The organism is Selenomonas sp. oral taxon 149 str. 67H29BP (assembly GCF_000146365.1).
Classification (GTDB): Bacteria; Bacillota; Negativicutes; order Selenomonadales; family Selenomonadaceae; genus Centipeda; species Centipeda felix.
On the sequence record NZ_GL397087.1, the window covers coordinates 1250576 to 1265728 of the forward strand.

A 15153-nucleotide genomic window follows, 5' to 3' on the forward strand; every position below is an offset into this window, starting at 1 on the left:
CAGCAGTCCCATTACACCAGCTTGAAATACTTCAGCTGCCGATAGAGTGAGTAGATCGCGGCTGGAAAGCCGAGGAGGATGCCCGTGATGGTGCAGACGCGCCCCGTCCCGAGAAAATCATCGGCGCATTGGCCGAGAAAGAGGAAGATGCCGAGAAAGACGACAAAGTAGATGCCGACCCCCGAGAGCAGTCCAAAGGCGCGCATGGCCTCTGCCATCCCCGACGGCATTGGCTTCTTTTCCTGCATCGGTGTCCCCTCCTCTCTCACACCGAGCCGTCACGCGCCGCGAAAGGGCTCCGGCGGCGTGTGGATGTGTCCCGCGTGGTAGAGAACTGCCTCGATGATGCGGCGTGCCGCCTCCCCATCGCCGTAGGGATTGACTGCCTCCGCCATTACCGCGTATGCCGCTTGATCGGTGAGGAGACGCTTGGTCTCGGCGTAGACGCGCTCCTGCGCCGTGCCGATGAGATGCACCGTGCCCGCCGTCACCGCCTCGGGGCGTTCCGTCGTGTCGCGCAGGACGAGGACAGGCTTGCCGAGCGCAGGTGCCTCCTCCTGAATCCCGCCCGAGTCCGTAAGCACGATGTCCACACGTGCCATGAGATTGGCGAACGGTTCGTACTCCAGTGGGTCGATGAGGTGAACGTGCGCCAGCCCGCCCAGCTCCTCACGTACGATCTCGCGTACTTTCGGATTGCGGTGTACGGGGAAGATGACCTCCACGTCCCCCATCTCGTCCACGATGTCGTGAATGGCACGGTAGACGTGGCGCATCGGCTCGCCGAGGTTCTCGCGGCGATGCGTCGTCACGAGGAGGACGCGGTGGTGCTCAAAGTCCACCTGCGAAAGCTCCGGCGGGAGGACGTAGTTGGGGCGTACGGTATGATGCAGCGCGTCGATGACGGTATTGCCCGTGACGAAGATGCGCCGCTCGGGCACGCCCTCTGCCGCTAGATTATCGTGTGCCGTCGGCGTCGGGGCAAAGTGCAGGGTCGCGATGCCGCCCGTCAGGCGACGGTTCATCTCCTCGGGGAATGGGGAGTAGATGTCGTGCGTCCGCAGTCCCGCCTCAACGTGTCCGACGGGGATCTGATGATAGAACGCGGCGAGTGCCCCCGCAAAGGTCGTCGTCGTATCGCCGTGGACGAGGACGAGGTCGGGGCGATCCTTCTGGAACACCTCGTTGATGCCCTGCATTGCACGCGTGGTGATGTCAAAGAGTGTCTGTCCCGCCGCCATGATGTTGAGATCGTAGTCGGGGACGATGTGAAAGAGATGGAGCACCTGATCGAGCATCTCCCGATGCTGTGCCGTCACGAGCGTCTGTGTCTCAATCTCCTCTGGATGGCGCGCCAGCTCCATGACGACGGGCGCCATCTTGATCGCCTCCGGGCGCGTCCCAAAGATCGACATGACTTTGATTTTGCCGGTCATTCTCCTCTGCTCCTCTCTGCGAATAGCAGCATGTATATAAAACTGTCGTATGTGTCCCCCGTGAACGCCTCGTTCCGCATGTGATCGTGCGCTTGTACGCTGAAATACCGACGAACTTCTTAAACGCGCTTCGCTTGAACGAAAGAAGTCCGTCGGGGCGTACCGCGCACTTTACTCACATGCTTCACTAAGGTTCACTGGGGGACACATAGCTCTCTTTTCTCTTACACGCTATTTCTGCGGCGCATCCATGCCGAGGATGCCCAGCTTGCGCGCGCCGACGAATACCGCCGCTGCGACGAGCAGTATGATGAGTGCCGCCGCTTGGATGCTGACCGCCGTCAGAGCGAGTGCACACAGGCCGAACAGCGCGCTGACGACATACATGAGCAGCACCGCCTGTTTCTGACTGAACCCGTGTGCGAGAAGGCGGTGGTGCAGATGTCCCTTGTCGGGCTTGAAGATCGGGCGGTGGTTGCGCGCGCGCCGGACGATGGCAAACGTCGTGTCGAGGATCGGCAGGCCGAGCGCGAGAATCGGCACGATGAGGGCGATGGTCGCCGCGCTCTTGACTGCACCGACGACGGAGATGCCCGCGAGCATGAAGCCGAGGAACATACTCCCCGTGTCGCCCATAAAGATGCGCGCAGGGTTGAAGTTGTAGTAGAGGAAGCCTATCGCAGCCCCCGCGAGCGCAATGGTGACCATGGCGACGGGCGGTATGCCCTCCTCCATGGCAACGAGGAAGATCGTCAGCGCGGCGATGGAGGAGACCCCCGCCGCCAACCCGTCCAGCCCGTCGATGAGATTGACCGTATTCGTCAGCCCGACGATCCAGAAAATCGTTGCCGGGATCGCAAGGAACTCAAGGTAGATATAGTCGCCGAGCGGGTCGGTGATGACGTCGATGCGCACATCGAATCCGATAACGACCACGGCCGCCGCAATGATCTGCCCGAGCAGCTTCACCTTTGCCGGCAGGTCGCAGTAGTCGTCGATGATGCCGATGGCGACGATGATCGTGCCGCCGACCATGAGTCCGATGAGACTCGTCATGTACTCGGGCGCGAGGTCGACGAAGGTGAGCTGGACGAGAATCGACACCATGAACGCCGCATAGATGCCGATGCCGCCGATGCGTGGGATGGGGCGCACGTGCACCTTGCGCGCGTCGGGCTTGTCGAGTGCCCCCGTGCGGCGCGCAAAGGCGATCACAGCGGGGGTCAACAGTAGTGCCACGCCGAGCGCGACCAGAAAGGCTAAGACATTATCGGGCATGAATGATTGCTCTCCTTAAAGATGTATATAGTTTCATCTTACTTTATTGCGACACTTCTGTCAAATATCGCTGTGCAAGTATCACGGCGACGAAATCGTCCACCGGCACGGGCGGCACAAGCATCCCGCGCGGCATGAGCCGACGCCAGCCGCGCGGCGGGTGCGCCGTCCAGTAGGCCGCCTTTGCCGCGTCCGTCGTACGATACTCATCGACGAGAGTGACCTCCGTGCCGAGTTCCTCAATGCGAGCCCTTGCCGCTGCACTCGTCGTCCCGTTGCCCATGATCACCGTCGGTGCGTACGTATGGATGAGACGCACCGCCGTCGCTGTGAGCTGCGTCGTCGGCACGACCTCCTGCAGGAGCACTGTGCCGTCTGCCGCGAGGACAGCGACGCCACATTTCTCTCGCCCGGGATCAACGGCGAGAACTGCGCCGCTCAACTGCCGCTCTCACTTTCGACCTTGAAGCGCAGGCGCAGGGGCCCCATCGCATCCGTATCAGCCGCCGCGTAGGCGGAGAGAACGACGTTCCCCGTATGCGCCATCAGCTCCTGCACGAGGCCATAGAACTCCGCCCCCTCGATCACGCCGACCGTCCCGCGGATCGGATCGGGGAGAATCCCCTTTGCCGACGCCGCCTCGTTCACATCGCGCAGGAAGGAGACGACCGCCTGCTCCGCGGCTGGTCCCTGTCCCTCCGGTGCGTAGACACGCGCGGCGATCAGCTCACCGCCGCGATAGATGATGCGGTTCGGGTACAGCTGGATGGTCGCGCGGATCTCGTCGCCGCGCACGAAATTGCCCGCCGCGACGATGCGCACGACCATGTCCACGGGGCTGTGCATGATGGTCTGAACCGCCGACTCATACTCCGGCCCGTAGATCCATATATCCTGATCCGTGTGGTTCTCGCCGAGGCGGGTCGAGGCGTTGCGCGTGCCGAGCTGCGCGATGCCCTCCAGCCCGCGCTCCACCTCGTCACGCGTCAGCCCCGCGGGAATCGTTCCGCTCGCGATAATCTCCCCCGCCTGATAGACGATGTTGCCCTCGCGCAGGTTCACGATGTTCTCGCGCAGGACATTGGCACGCACGCCGAGCTCGTCGATGTCCGTCAGGAGCTTGGCGTTCTCGCCCGAGAGCCGCCCGTTGAGCGAGATCAGCCCTTCCTTTTCCATCATGAGCGCACGGTTGCCCGCCGAGAGGCGATCCGACTCTGCGCGCAGATCGTCCTGTTCACTGCGCAATCCGGCGATCTCCTCCTCGGACTTCACGAGTTCCGCATCCGCCTGCTGCTTTGCATCCTCCGCCGAGGTGAGTGCCGATGCCGTCGCATCGAGTGCCGCACGCGTGTCCGCGATCATGGCGTTCAGCCGATCCATGCCAAAGAGCGCTGTCCGCACATTCTCCGATGCCGCCGCGAGGATGCCGAAGGTCACCGTCGTGATGCAGACGCCCGTAAAGATCGTGACGACCACCGCCGTATGGCGCGGGCGCAGCCCAAAGAGCGTAAGTTTTTTCTTTCCGATGCGCGTGCCGAGCCGGTCGCCGATGACAGCGATGACGCCGCCGACGACAGCGAGCACGAGAATCAGCGTAACACCGTACATGACGTCACCTCCTTCATGCGTCAGGCAAGAGCAGCAGCGAACCTCAGCGCGATGCGCGCCGCAGGAGGATGATGCCCGCGATGATGCCGACAATGTTTGGAATCCATACGGCAAGCATCGGCGGAAGCACCTCGCCGCGTGCAAAGGCATTTCCCATGGTCATCAGCGCGTAGTAGATAAAGATGATGATGACGCTCATCGCAAATCCTGCCGAGGACGAGTTGCGCGTCGGCTGGAGCCCGAGCGGCACGCCGATCAGCGTAAAGATCAGGCTCGCCATGGGGACGGAGACGCGCTGATAGAGCTCCGCCTCGAGCTTGCTCGTGTTGACATACTGCGTCTGCATGAGCGCGATCTGATGGCGCAGCTCGCGCATCGTCATTTCCTCGGGGGATTTCTGCTCACGGATGATCTGGCGTGGATCCTTCTCCACGGGGAGCACCTGTGTCTCAAAACGCATCCGCCGCTCGAGATGTTCATCTGCGATGTCGTAGACATCCCCCTTGTGCATGATCCACTCGCTGCCCGTCCACTCAGCGTACTCGGCGTTCTCGACGTGCGAGACCTTGCCGTCCGCGCCGAAGATCTGCAGGCTGACCCCCGTCAGCTGCTGCTGTTCGGCATTGTAGGAGCGCGCGTAGACGAGACGCTTGATCTGCCCGCCCTCGATCTCCTTGATGATGACGTGCTCCTGCGACTTCATGCCCGAGTTGCCCTCGATCTCGTAGTAGATCACGTTGCGGTACGCCGTATTCGCGCGTGGAACGACGTGCTCGTTGAAGAGGATCGCACCGACGCTCACGAGAAAGCCAAGCAAAATCGCGGGCGCAGCAATACGGCCGAAGCCGATGCCGCAGGACTTCATTGCCGTGATCTCGCTCGACGAGGAGAGCCGGCCAAACGTCAGAAGACTTGCGAGGAGCATCGACATTGGGAACGTCCACATGACGACCCCGGGCAGACTAAACACGAATATCTTTATGACGGACGGCAGGGATGCCCCATAGTCCGTGATGTACTGTGCAATGCGAAAAAGCGTGCCCGAGCCGATGAAAACTGCCGAGAACGCACAGATGGCAAAGAGAAAGGACAGAAAGACCTCACGAAATATATACTTGTCAAGAATGCGGATTTTCAGATGCATACTCTCCCCTTTGTTGATGCAGAATTGCATCCTGTTTATTCTATCATTTTCGAGCGTCCTTGACAAGGAGACAAAAGAGGGACTGCCGCACGTGCAGCAGTCCCATATGGCACTGAATCAAAGTGCCCAGCTGACCTGGATGTTCCCCGTCATGCCGCGCCGCGTTCCCTGCCAGCCCGCCATGTGGATGTGCCAAGATAGACGGCTGTCCGGCGGGATAAAGCGATAGCCCAGCTCGACCATCGTGCTGCCGCCGCGCAGGGCAGGGCTGTCCGTGGCAAGCCCCTGATAGGATGCTGCACCCTCGCCGTCAAATTCGTACTCGTACGCAAGACCCGCATAGATCTCCTTGCCCGTATCCTCGCAGTGCAAGAAGGTGAATCCGACTCTCATTCGATGCGACGCAACCGCATCAAAATCATATATTTCGCCTGTATTGAGCTGTGCACTGACGCCATCCTGCCGTGAATAGAAGTATCGCAGGTAGGTGTTCAGTGTATCACCCGTGCGGAGCAGCCGCGTCTTTCCGATGCCGATATGCGCCGCATAGTAGGCATTTTCGCTGTCGTAGGTCGAGACCGTCCCGACAGAGACATCACCGCTATAGCTGCTTCGTACTCTTCCGCCGTGCAGCGCCGCCTCCGCCCAGCATCCGTCCGGGCGTTCGATGCGCCCATGAGGCCTGCACCAAGGTAACTGATCTTGCCGTTGCCATGTGTGCCGTCGTCGAGATATGCGTGATACGTGCCCCTGCCGTACTCCACAAATGGGGTAAAGAGTGTCTTAGCCGCCCTGAGCCTCCCCTCCTTTGCCCAGCCGACGCTAAGGTTGTAGCCGTTCGTCGTGACATAGGAGCCCGTCTCGGCGCGCATCGTCCCCTGGCTCATCGCCGCCCATAGCTGATAGCCGCGCTTTTCGTCGTCCTCCGCCCGACCGCCCTCCTTCGCCGCCGAGGAAATCCCCGACGCCGCCAGAAGGTCGGCCCCACGATTGATGAAGTCCGTCGCACCGCAACGCGGCTCGACGAGGGACTTAGTCTGGTCGTTCATCGCAGCGCCGATGAGGGTGAGGACGAGCTCATCGGTGCCGCGCTTTTGAAGTGCGAACTGATAGCGCATCGTAACGCCCTGCGTGCCCTCAATCTGATTCGCGATATCCGCATCAGTCAGCAGAGTTCCCCCCGGCAGTGTCTTCATGAGGCTGATTACATCGTTTCCGTGCAACACGGGCGCGCTTCCCGAGAAGCCGACACCGATATTGAGATTGCGGATATCCTTCGCAGCAACGCCGAGCTGTAGCATGGGCGTATAGCTTGCCCGTGCGTCATTCGGCAGGTAGAAGCGCAGTTTCTGCACACCGGAAAAATCGTGGATGGCCGACTGTCCAGGGTAGATGGCGAGCGTGTTACCCGTGCCGCCTGCGCTCGTACCGCCGACAACGTCACCCGTGACCGTCGCGCCGGAGAGGAGGATCTGATTATCGTCCGTCTGCGCACCGGAACTGCCTGTGACATCGCCCGCAATGACGGCGTCTGTGATTTCGACGCGGTTCGCCGAAGCACTGTGGAGAGCAGCGCCGCCCGTGACACTTCCCGCGACATCCGCGCGGATGACAACGGCATTCTCCACAGCGGACGCCCCCGTCGAGCTTGCGCCCGTGACCGCGCCTGTGACCGCAGATTCGATCTGTACCTCATTTTCCCGTGCGAGCCCTGTCGCCCTTGCGCCAAAGAGATTGGCCCCGACCGTGCCGCCCGCGACATGGACGGAGCTTCCCGTCACGTTCCCACTCGCAGCCGCATCCGTAATGGCTCCGCCGTAAACATTTCCTCCAACCGAGCCGCCCGTGATGTGCGCACTGCCTCCCGCGGCATTCTTCGTCGCAGCGACAGCCGTGAGCGCACCACCGTAGGCGTTGCCCGTCACCGTGCCACCTGAGATCTCTGCTGCATTGTCCTGCGCCGCACCGTCTTTTACCGTGACGTTCGCGCCGTAGGCTGCCGCGACCGTGCCGTCCAAAGCGAGGTGCTTTGCGCCCTTTCCGTCCGTGCCCTTGTTGTGGCGGAAGCGGAAGCCGTCCACATAGACCTCTTTCGCCGCCGTCACCGTTGGGTTATCCGTGTCGATCGTATACTCAAGATCGCCACTCTCGCGATTCTTCGCACGAATGGGGTTGTAAGTATTGACGCCCGCTTTCGTAAAGTCGATACCTTGGTCGTTGTGCATAAGTGTCGCAAGACGCGTCCGATACGTACTCGGCACGAAATCGTTCGCGCCTGTGACTTCCACTTTATCCCAGTCAAGCCCGCTCGTCTGCACGCCGTCGGTGAGCTTGAGGAGCGGCGTTGTCGCATTGGAGACGTGGCTGATGTTAAAGCTAATTTTCTCGAAATGCTTGATGTTCTTGACGCTGACCGCAGTATTGACCACGAGCTTGTTGTCCGTGTCGACGGTCTTGTTGCCGCCGTAGAGGTAGCCCGCGATATTCGTCCCCGTGGGAAGGGCATTCGTCCCATCCCCGATGGTGACGGTATTGCCCGTCGTCTGACCAGTGCCATTCGTGTAGCCGCCGTAGAGATTGCGCACCTTGCCATCGACGAGGTTCACGGTGTTTTCCGTACGGTCCTTTTTCGCCGTGCGCATCGTGCCCTTGCCCGCCATCGTCGCCGCAGAGGTCGCCCGTACCGTCAGCTTATTCCCGACGACGTTACGCACATCGCCTGCAAGAGGGAGGTCGGCAGCATTGCCGACCACGGCGTTTCGATTTGGCTCCCGATGCGGCGGGGTAGGCGTTGTTTTCTTATTGATCGGTCCCGGCTCACTCATTGTCACCGCAGGATGAGACGCATCAACGACAACTTCGGGCACCGTTACATCCGCCGCATACACCGGCAGAAGCGAGGGAAGCGCATATCCTCCGGACAACAAAAAAATCGACACATAGCGCGCTATATGTCGTCCCCTTTTACATTTCCTCGCATGAACCTCTACCCTCCCTTCCTTGGGCCTCCCCCTAGTTCCATTGTCCTAACAAGATATATTGTTTTCTTCCTTATGTTAAGTTAAATTGTAACCATTTTTATAAAAGAAAAGAACCCATAAAAAGGCGTAACAATCTGTTTATTTTCGATAAAAAACGCTCTACAGCAGTCTCCCTTTCTGCTATAGAGCATTTGTTTTATTTTATAAAGTCAACAGGCGCCGACCATGCGCCGTACCATCAGACAAATACAGATCGATCATTTCCCCATCCTCCGTGCATGCGAAGTCTAGTCGTGTGATTATAATTACATTATATACATGTTTTATCACACGTCAATCTGTACGTTCAAAATTCCTGTCGGATGCCCGTATAGAAGGCGCGGCGTTGGTGGTCGTTCACCGCATTCCACTCGCCGAAGAGGTAGGTGCCGCCGCTGAGCTGATACTGACTGCGCAGGCGGACGGTGAGGTCATTCGGGTTATAGGCATCGGCGGAGAATTTGAATTTATCCCCCGCGTAGGCGTCGACACCGACACCTGCGGCGCCGCCGATCACGCCCGCACGCGCACCGAACGCGCTGCCACGCTTTCCGAGCTGGGCGCTCACCTTGTCCCCGCCGCCGATGTCGTCCACACCGAAGGAGGCGTACATGCCCTGCTGCTCACCGACATCGAGGTTGAAATTCGTCCGCCAGTCGTCAGCCTTGCCGCTATACATAATGTCCACCTTCGGTGTGACCTTGATGCTGCTAAGCCGTCCCATCAGCCCCCCCGCCTTGTCCGTCATCGTGCGTGCGTTGTGAATGAGGGTTCGTGCATCCTCCTGCGTCTGCGGGTCGCCTGCCACCGCCTCGATGCCCGCGGCGATGCGTGCGATGCGCCCCGAGGCATCGGTAATGTTCGCGAGCGTCTGGCGCAGGTTCTCCGCCGTCGCGGGGTCTGCTCCGACGCTCTCAAGGTTCGCCATGATGCGCTCGACGCTCGCCGTGCTCTGCGCAAGGTTCGCTGTCATGGTGTTCATGTTCACGAGGATGCTGCGCAGGTCGCCGCGATTCTCCGCCGCCATCTGCTCCAGCGTCGCCGTGAGCCCGTCGAGGTTCGCCGTGATGTGCTCCATGTTGACGGCGAGCTGCACGACGGAGGTTTGGAAGCCCGGCGCGCCCACGATGGCGTTGACGGAGGTGAGCATCTCCTGCACAAGGACGATCATCTTGTTCAGCTCAACGAACATCGTGTCCATCCCCATCTCATCCGTGCCGTAGAGATAGTCGCCGTTTGCGTATGTGTCGCTGTTTCCGTTCGGCGTGATGATAATGAATTTATCCCCCATGATGCCGGGCTGCCCGATGGTGACGGCAGAGCCGCGCGGGATCTTCACCCCACGCTCTATGATCATGGAGACGGTGACGCCCGTCCCGTCGCTCACAACGTCCTGCACGTGCCCGACGGGCACGCCCGAGAGGAGCACCTGTGCCTCCGGATTCAGCCCGACGGCGCGGTGAAATCCTGCGTACAGCGTGTAGTCGCTGCTGCTGCCGAGGCGCAGTCCGCCGAAGAATACGACGACAGCAATCAGGAGGATCACGCCTCCGAGGGTAAACGCCCCCACCTTTGCCTCTGCACTCATGCTCCTGCCTCCTTGCGGTGATGCATCGTACGGAAAAATGCCTGTACGCGCTCGTCTTTGATGTCCTGAAAACGCTCCGTCGTGTCCACGGCAATGAGTGCCCCGTCGTAGATCATGGCAATGCGGTCGGCGATACGGCACGCACTTGCCATGTCGTGCGTGACGACGACGGAGGTCACGCCGAGTTTTTTCTGCATACTGATGATGAGTTCGTCGATCTTCGCCGTCATGATGGGGTCGAGCCCCGAACTCGGCTCGTCATAGAAGATGATGGAGGGGTCGGTCGCAATCGCACGCGCGAGTCCGACGCGTTTTTTCATGCCGCCCGAAAGTTCCTGCGGCATCATCTCTGCCGCATCGGGCAGTCCGACGAGGGCGAGTTTCTCCGCGACGATGCTGCGGATCTCGGCGTCGCTCTTATCCGTGTGCTCACGCAGCCCGAAGGCGACGTTCTCACCGACGCTCATCGAGTCAAAGAGGGCGGAGTACTGGAACACCATGCCCATGCGCAGGCGCACGCGGTCGAGCGCCGCCTCATCCATCGCGGCGATATCGTCCGCGCCGATATAGATCGCCCCACTCGTCGGGCGGTCAAGGCCGATCATCAGCCGCAGGAGGGTCGATTTGCCCGAGCCCGAGCCGCCGATGATGGCGAGCGTCTCCCCCTCGTTGATCGTGAGCGTGATGTCCTTCAGGGCTTCCTTTGTCCCAAAGCGCTTGGTGACGTGTTCAAGTCGTATCATTGCGCCACCGCCTTGTCAAAAGAGGAAGAACGTCAGCACGGCGTTCAGGATAAAGATCACGATGATGGAGGTAACGACGGTCTGCATCGTCGCCGTACCGACCCCCTCCGCCCCGCTCGGCGCGTGGAGGCCATAGTAACAGCCGAGGACGGCGATAACATTGCCGAAGAAAATCGCCTTGATGAGTCCGCCGGTCATGTCGTAGAGGAGCGCGTACTGCGTGATGGAGTGCAGGAAGGTGTAGCCCGAGATGCCCGAGTAGTACACCGCCGTGAAGTAGCCGCCGAGAACGCCGATCACGTCGCCAAAGACGGTGAGGATCGGCACGACGACCATGCACGCGAGCATGCGCGGGACGATGAGGTAGTTCACAGGGCTGACCGCCATGACGCGCAGGGCATCGATCTGCTCCGTGACCTTCATCGTCGAGACCTCCGCCGTAATCGCTGCGCCCACGCGCCCCGCGCAGACGACACCGACGAGGACGGGGCCCAGCTCGCGCCCGATGCCGATCGCAATGACCGCGCCAATCGTGCTCTGCGCACCGTAGCGGATGAACTCATGGGCGATCTGCAGGGTAAGCACGATACCCGTAAAGAGGAGTGTCAGTCCGACGATGAGGAGGGAGTCCGCGCCGAGATGCGCCATCTGGTAGACGATGCTCCGCACGCGCAGACGGCGTGTCACCTGCCGCATCGTCTCCCCATAGAGGAGCACGACGCGCCCGATGTTCGCAAGATGCGTGAGGACGAACGCCCCGACGGATTCCAATACGTGCTGCACAGCGTTCCTCCTCTCATGTCTATATTGCGATTCTCCACCACAAAGGACGGTGGTGCAATGTTCCTAAGCGAACCCTAGTGGCGCAAGTGGAGGAAGTGCGCGTTCTGCCCCTGCGGATTGCGTCATTCAAGCGAAGCGCGTTTCACAATGCGCAGGTATTTAGGCAGATAAGCGCACGACCACTTGCAAACGAGGCGTTCGCGCGGAACATTGCACCGTGTCACAAGACGATACGCGCCACCGCCCTTAAAACCTCTCCGCTTCCGCGCGCGCAAGCGCATCGCACCGCTCGTTGCGCGGATTGCCCGCATGCCCCTTGACCCAGTGGAACTGCACCTGCCGCGCGGCAAACGCCGCATCGAGCTGCACCCAGAGATCCTGATTCAGCACGGGCTCACCGTCCGCCTTCTTCCACCCGCGCTTCTTCCACGCGGGCAGCCAAAACTTTGTAAAGGCGTTCTTAAGATACTGACTGTCCGTGTAGAGCGCAACGCGCGCCCCCTCCGGCACGGCGCTGAGTGCCATCAGTGCCGCCGTCAGCTCCATGCGGTTGTTCGTCGTCTCGGGGTCGCCGCCGCTCTTCTCCTCGACCGCACCCGTCGCCGCCGTCTCGATCACGGCAGCCCAGCCGCCCGCACCGCCCGGATTGCGAAGGCATGAGCCGTCCGTGTGGATGATGTAGTCCGCATCAGGGGCAGAAGGCTCTATCGTCGTCGCAGCGGAACGGGGCTGCTCCGTCCGTGCGCCCGCACCGCCAAGCCATGCCCGCGCCTCGTCCTCCGTCATAAAACCCTTGTAGACGGCTCCCTGAAAGCCCTTTACCTGTGCCGCGCACTCCGCCCAGACGGTGAAGAGCCCCGTTTTGCGCCCGCGCTTCACCGCATAAAATCTCTTTGCCATCAGTAGGTGTACCGATAGCCGATCGAGATGCCGACACCGTTATAGCCGGGGTTTTTCGTACGCTGCCCGTTGGACACGTGATGTCCGAGATAAGCGATGCTGAGCGCATTCCGATCGTTGAAATTATACGTGAGGCGTGGGCCGATGCGCCACATGAAGTCATAGTTCCGCGTGTGCGCGGGATGCACCTTGTTGTAGACCATGAGTCCGCCTGTGAGGTCGAGAGAGACCTCCCATTTTTTCCCGAGAGGCTTCGTCCAGCGCACCATATAGGATGGGCCGACGCCGACCGCCCCCGAGTCAAGGCGCACATCCGGCGCATCCTTCTCCGCCCACGAGCCGACGGGGCGCGTGACGGTCAGTCCCCAGTGAAGCGACATGCCGTGCATCTCCTTGTACTGGCGGAATACGTGCAGATTGTAGAGATTGATGTAGCGGCGCTCGCCGCGATGCTGGAAATAGTCCGCCTGAATCTCCGCCCGGCGGTTCTTCTCCTCGCTTGTCCCCATGTGCATCTGCTGCAGCGGGGTCTTTACCGTCTCCTGCGCGGCCGTCTGCGACGGTGCGGCACTGGCGGCACTCATCAGGCAAAGTACCCCTGCCGTCAGGAGTGCGGCTGCATACATCTTTTTCACGATACTACCTCCAACGCGTATATAGCTCCGCCTCGATGCCGAGGCGGTCGAGGATCTTCCCCACCATCATGTCAACGAGGTCGTCGAGTGTCTCCGGACGATGATAAAACCCCGGCGCGGCAGGCATGATGATCGCCCCTGCCCGCGCCAGACGCAGCAGGTTCTCCAGATGAATCTCGTGCATCGGCGTCTCACGCGGTACGAGGAGGAGCCGCCGCCCCTCCTTCAGCGTCACGTCCGCTGCGCGCGAGAGGAGATCGTCCGTCACGCCGTGCGCGATGGCCCCTGCCGTCTTCATCGAGCAGGGTACGACGATCATTGCATCCATGTGGAACGAACCGCTCGCGATCGCTGCCCCGACATCCGCATTTGGATAGAGCACGGTCACGCGCCGCGCCAGTTCCTCCGCCGATACGCCGCACTCATAGTCCAGCACGCGCATACCGCTCTCTGTGACGACAGCGTGCACCTCGATGCCGCGTTCCGCGAGCACCTCGATGAGGCGGAGGGCATAACAGCTGCCGCTCGCCCCCGTGATGCCGACGATGACTTTTTTCATCGGATGACCGTGACCCCGTGCATGTACGGAACCAGCGCCTTCGGCACGATGACCGAGCCGTCCTCCTGCTGATTGTTTTCAAGGATCGCCGCCACCGTGCGTCCGACGGCGAGTCCCGAGCCGTTCAGTGTATGGAGGAACGTCGGCTTCGCCCCGCGTGCGGGACGGTATTTGATGTTCGCGCGGCGCGCCTGATAGTCCGTGCAGTTCGAGCAGGACGAGATCTCACGGTACTTGTCCTGTGCGGGCATCCAGACCTCGATGTCGTAGGTCTTTGCCGAGGTGAAGCTCATGTCGCCCGTGCAGAGCTGGATGACGCGGTACGGCAGCTCGAGGATCTTCAACACGTCCTCTGCCGCCGTCACCATGCTCTCGAGCTCGTCCCAGCTCGTCTCCGGCGTGACGAATTTGATCAGCTCCACCTTGTTGAACTGATGCTGACGGATGAGCCCGCGCGTGTCGCGCCCCGCGCTGCCCGCCTCCGCGCGGAAACATGCCGTATAGGACGTGTAGTACTCCGGCAGCTGCTCTGCGTCGAGGATCTCATCGCGATGGTAGTTTGTCGTCGGCACCTCCGCCGTCGGCACGAGGTAGTAGTCGAGCCCTTCGAGCTTGAACATATCCTCGGCAAATTTTGGCAGCTGCCCTGTGCCGATCATGCTCGCCTCGTTCACGATATAGGGGGCAAGCATCTCTGTGTAGCCGTGCTTCTCGGCATGGAGATCCATCATGAAGTTGATGCAGGCGCGCTCAAGCCGTGCGCCGAGCCCCTTGTAGAACGTAAAGCGTGCGCCCGTGACCTTTGCTGCACGCTCTGCATCGAGGATGCCGAGTGCGTCGCCGATGTCCCAGTGTGCCTTCGGGGTGAAATCAAACGTGCGCGGCGTGCCGCAGCGGCGCACCTCGGGGTTCTCCGTCTCGTCCTTGCCGATCGGCACATCCGCCCTTGGCATATTTGGGATCTGGAGCAGGAGGCCGCGCAGGCGCAGCTCCACGTCGCGCAGGTCCTCATCGAGTGCCGCGATCTCGTCGCCGAGCGTGCGCATCTCCGCGACGATCTCATCCGCGTTCTCGCCCGCCTTCTTGCGCGCACCGACCTCCTTCGAGACGGCGTTGCGGCGCGCCTTCTTCTCCTCTACATCCTGCAGGATCCTGCGGCGGCGCTCCTCGAGCTCTGTGAACGGCGAGAGGTCGAGCGTATTGCAGCGATGCTTCAGCATCTCCTGCACGGCGGGCAGGTTCTCACGCACAAACTTCATATCCAACATTGACAATCACTCCATCATATTGTAGATATCATTTATTTGATGCTATTTTAGCATACACAGGACGCAAAAGCAAAAGCCGTTCCTTCGGGCAATTTCCCATTATCACAGAGCCAAAAATCGCTCCATTTGTAAAGGGTGAAGCATCCGTGATAAAATATAGAAATCACAAATAAAACGTGACGGAATTTAGG

General features: G+C 60.7%; 15 protein-coding genes. All 15 read right to left on the reverse strand.

Going from position 1 to position 15153, the window contains the following annotated elements:
* Positions 1-11: 11 nt before the first annotated feature.
* The 15 genes from HMPREF9166_RS05870 to serS all read right to left on the reverse strand — a co-directional run bounded on the left by HMPREF9166_RS05870 (position 12) and on the right by serS (position 14962).
* Positions 12-248, reverse strand: a complete 237-nt coding sequence (locus HMPREF9166_RS05870; protein ID WP_009753067.1) for an AtpZ/AtpI family protein — start codon at positions 246-248, stop codon at positions 12-14.
* Positions 249-278: 30 nt separating this feature from the next.
* A complete protein-coding gene (gene wecB, locus HMPREF9166_RS05875; RefSeq protein ID WP_009753068.1) occupies positions 279-1436 on the reverse strand; it encodes a non-hydrolyzing UDP-N-acetylglucosamine 2-epimerase in 1158 nt (385 codons plus the stop codon).
* A 231-nt stretch (positions 1437-1667) separates the two neighbouring features.
* The gene (locus tag HMPREF9166_RS05880) at positions 1668-2714 is read right to left on the reverse strand and encodes an MraY family glycosyltransferase (protein ID WP_009753069.1); all 1047 of its coding nucleotides are present in this window, start codon (positions 2712-2714) and stop codon (positions 1668-1670) included.
* Between the two features lie 43 nt (positions 2715-2757).
* The gene (locus HMPREF9166_RS05885; protein WP_009753070.1) at positions 2758-3156 is read right to left on the reverse strand and encodes a resolvase; all 399 of its coding nucleotides are present in this window, start codon (positions 3154-3156) and stop codon (positions 2758-2760) included.
* Positions 3153-4322, reverse strand: coding sequence for a DUF3084 domain-containing protein (locus HMPREF9166_RS05890; RefSeq protein WP_009753071.1), 1170 nt, complete (start codon positions 4320-4322; stop codon positions 3153-3155). Before HMPREF9166_RS05890 ends, HMPREF9166_RS05885 begins: the two co-directional genes overlap by 4 nt.
* Before the next feature lie 43 nt (positions 4323-4365).
* On the reverse strand, positions 4366-5466 hold the full coding sequence (locus tag HMPREF9166_RS05895) for an LptF/LptG family permease (RefSeq protein ID WP_039981106.1): 1101 nt from the start codon (positions 5464-5466) through the stop codon (positions 4366-4368).
* Between the two features lie 117 nt (positions 5467-5583).
* Positions 5584-5838 (reverse strand): hypothetical protein, encoded by a 255-nt coding sequence (locus tag HMPREF9166_RS12930; protein WP_102493993.1) that lies wholly within the window; start codon positions 5836-5838, stop codon positions 5584-5586.
* Between the two features lie 119 nt (positions 5839-5957).
* Positions 5958-8333 (reverse strand): hypothetical protein, encoded by a 2376-nt coding sequence (locus HMPREF9166_RS12935; RefSeq protein WP_254655010.1) that lies wholly within the window; start codon positions 8331-8333, stop codon positions 5958-5960.
* Between the two features lie 460 nt (positions 8334-8793).
* The gene (locus HMPREF9166_RS05910; protein WP_009753075.1) at positions 8794-10074 is read right to left on the reverse strand and encodes an MlaD family protein; all 1281 of its coding nucleotides are present in this window, start codon (positions 10072-10074) and stop codon (positions 8794-8796) included.
* A complete protein-coding gene (locus HMPREF9166_RS05915) occupies positions 10071-10817 on the reverse strand; it encodes an ABC transporter ATP-binding protein (RefSeq protein ID WP_009753076.1) in 747 nt (248 codons plus the stop codon). Before HMPREF9166_RS05915 ends, HMPREF9166_RS05910 begins: the two co-directional genes overlap by 4 nt.
* Before the next feature lie 15 nt (positions 10818-10832).
* A complete protein-coding gene (locus HMPREF9166_RS05920) occupies positions 10833-11600 on the reverse strand; it encodes an ABC transporter permease (RefSeq protein WP_009753077.1) in 768 nt (255 codons plus the stop codon).
* 246 nt (positions 11601-11846) lie between these two features.
* A complete protein-coding gene (gene rnhA, locus HMPREF9166_RS05925) occupies positions 11847-12500 on the reverse strand; it encodes a ribonuclease HI (RefSeq protein WP_009753078.1) in 654 nt (217 codons plus the stop codon).
* Positions 12500-13126, reverse strand: a complete 627-nt coding sequence (locus HMPREF9166_RS05930; RefSeq protein ID WP_009753079.1) for an acyloxyacyl hydrolase — start codon at positions 13124-13126, stop codon at positions 12500-12502. The genes rnhA and HMPREF9166_RS05930 overlap by 1 nt, the downstream gene beginning before the upstream one ends.
* Before the next feature lie 13 nt (positions 13127-13139).
* Entirely contained in the window at positions 13140-13694 is a 555-nt protein-coding gene (locus HMPREF9166_RS05935; protein ID WP_009753080.1) for a UbiX family flavin prenyltransferase, read from the reverse strand.
* Entirely contained in the window at positions 13691-14962 is a 1272-nt protein-coding gene (gene serS, locus HMPREF9166_RS05940; RefSeq protein WP_009753081.1) for a serine--tRNA ligase, read from the reverse strand. The genes HMPREF9166_RS05935 and serS overlap by 4 nt, the downstream gene beginning before the upstream one ends.
* Positions 14963-15153: the final 191 nt, after the last annotated feature.

What these genes read in the sequence shown, in the direction of transcription:
- HMPREF9166_RS05930 (WP_009753079.1), bottom strand. Translation starts at nt 13,126, where the DNA reads ATGTATGCAGCCGCACTCCTGACGGCAGGGGTACTTTGCCTGATGAGT.
- HMPREF9166_RS05870 (WP_009753067.1), bottom strand. Translation starts at nt 248, where the DNA reads ATGCAGGAAAAGAAGCCAATGCCGTCGGGGATGGCAGAGGCCATGCGC.
- HMPREF9166_RS05890 (WP_009753071.1), bottom strand. Translation starts at nt 4,322, where the DNA reads ATGTACGGTGTTACGCTGATTCTCGTGCTCGCTGTCGTCGGCGGCGTC.
- HMPREF9166_RS05895 (WP_039981106.1), bottom strand. Translation starts at nt 5,466, where the DNA reads ATGCATCTGAAAATCCGCATTCTTGACAAGTATATATTTCGTGAGGTC.
- HMPREF9166_RS05910 (WP_009753075.1), bottom strand. Translation starts at nt 10,074, where the DNA reads ATGAGTGCAGAGGCAAAGGTGGGGGCGTTTACCCTCGGAGGCGTGATC.
- serS (WP_009753081.1), bottom strand. Translation starts at nt 14,962, where the DNA reads ATGTTGGATATGAAGTTTGTGCGTGAGAACCTGCCCGCCGTGCAGGAG.
- HMPREF9166_RS05935 (WP_009753080.1), bottom strand. Translation starts at nt 13,694, where the DNA reads ATGAAAAAAGTCATCGTCGGCATCACGGGGGCGAGCGGCAGCTGTTAT.
- HMPREF9166_RS05880 (WP_009753069.1), bottom strand. Translation starts at nt 2,714, where the DNA reads ATGCCCGATAATGTCTTAGCCTTTCTGGTCGCGCTCGGCGTGGCACTA.
- HMPREF9166_RS05915 (WP_009753076.1), bottom strand. Translation starts at nt 10,817, where the DNA reads ATGATACGACTTGAACACGTCACCAAGCGCTTTGGGACAAAGGAAGCC.
- rnhA (WP_009753078.1), bottom strand. Translation starts at nt 12,500, where the DNA reads ATGGCAAAGAGATTTTATGCGGTGAAGCGCGGGCGCAAAACGGGGCTC.
- wecB (WP_009753068.1), bottom strand. Translation starts at nt 1,436, where the DNA reads ATGACCGGCAAAATCAAAGTCATGTCGATCTTTGGGACGCGCCCGGAG.